At 33.0% G+C, this 688-nt stretch carries 1 protein-coding gene and 1 pseudogene; both read left to right on the top strand.

The features are described from left to right. Window positions 1-12 precede the first annotated feature (12 nt). Window positions 13-441: a disulfide bond formation protein B gene (locus MKO96_RS29195; protein WP_240589344.1), complete on the top strand. Its 429-nt coding sequence runs from the start codon at window positions 13-15 to the stop codon at window positions 439-441. Between the two features lie 83 nt (window positions 442-524). Then, window positions 525-688: pseudogene (locus MKO96_RS29190) on the top strand (ArsR/SmtB family transcription factor); the annotation flags it as partial.

Raw genomic sequence — 688 nt, 5'->3', positions numbered from 1 at the left:
GGGGAATATAGGATGTCAATCATTCGAAAGTATCAAATTGAAATTGCTTGGATGATAGCTACTAGTGCAACGGTCATAAGTTTGGTTTTTAGTGAATGGATGAAGCTGCCTCCATGTGATTTGTGCTGGTATCAAAGGATGGCCATGTATCCATTAGTATTAATATTAGGTATAGGTATCTATAGAAAAGATCCATACGTAAGTACATATGCATTTCCATTTGCATGTATTGGCCTATTAGTAGCCGTTTATCAAATCACGATTCAGGCTTTTCCTACAAGTGAATTGAAGATGTGTTCAGTAGGCGTTTCTTGTACGGAAGATTACTTGAATTTGTTTGGCTTCATCTCGATCCCTATGCTATCTTTTGTTGGATTTTTAGCCATCATAATACTTCTATATATTGAATCTGATAGAGAGACAAAAGAACAAACAATATAGTGGTTATGAATGTAATCAAGTAAACACAACATACTTAAAATAGATAATTAAAATAAAACGAAATTATAAAAGGAGATATTTAAATGAAAACTATTCAAGCAAGTAATGAAATGTACAAAATCCCAGAGGCGAATGTAGAATTATTAAAGATTATGGCCCATCCAGTTAGGTTACAAATTGTGAAGGAGCTAGAACACCGTAAAATTTGTAATGTAACACAATTAACAGAGTTATTAGATGTCCCTCA

Origin of the sequence: Bacillus sp. ES1-5 (genome assembly GCF_022487605.1) — a bacterium.
GTDB classification, from domain to species: Bacteria; Bacillota; Bacilli; order Bacillales; family Bacillaceae_G; genus Bacillus_A; species Bacillus_A wiedmannii.
Note: the sequence above shows the minus strand (reverse complement) of the source record. Positions and strands in the feature narration are given on the sequence as shown.